The 363-nt window shown below is 42.1% G+C and carries 2 pseudogenes; both read left to right on the top strand.

Annotated features, from left to right (window positions below):
• Positions 1–158, top strand: a pseudogene (locus tag ACKTR2_RS10555) (TrsD/TraD family conjugative transfer protein); the annotation flags it as partial.
• 11 nt (positions 159–169) lie between these two features.
• Positions 170–363: pseudogene (locus ACKTR2_RS10550) on the top strand (hypothetical protein); the annotation flags it as partial.

Here is a 363-nt window from a genome sequence, read left to right as displayed (position 1 = left end):
AAAGCTTAAACTTAGCCGTCACTCATTTAGACGAAAAGATCGAACAGGTTAAACGAGACATTGAAAATGCGTTAACGGATTTTGATGTGACGGCCAAAGTTTTGACTAGTCAGGAAGTCCAAGAGATTTTAAAGAACTTAATCAGTTTCAATGGATAGGAGGCAACAGGATGAGTTTTGGTGATAAGGTCATTGATTTATTTATGCCAACTAAAAAAGAAAGACATCAAGGCGATAGCGGCCAAACGGGTAGTAACCCTAAACCGGAGGTTGAAGACTTTACCAAGCTGATTGATCGCGATAGCTTGCATTCACTATTCCCGTTTAGCTGGGAACAGTACCCCACCTACGTCCAGTCGGGCGA

This window comes from Furfurilactobacillus curtus (assembly GCF_045862785.1).
Taxonomy (GTDB): domain Bacteria; phylum Bacillota; class Bacilli; order Lactobacillales; family Lactobacillaceae; genus Furfurilactobacillus; species Furfurilactobacillus curtus.
The sequence above is the reverse complement of the archived record's forward strand: the minus strand, read 5'-3'. Positions and strand labels throughout refer to the sequence as shown.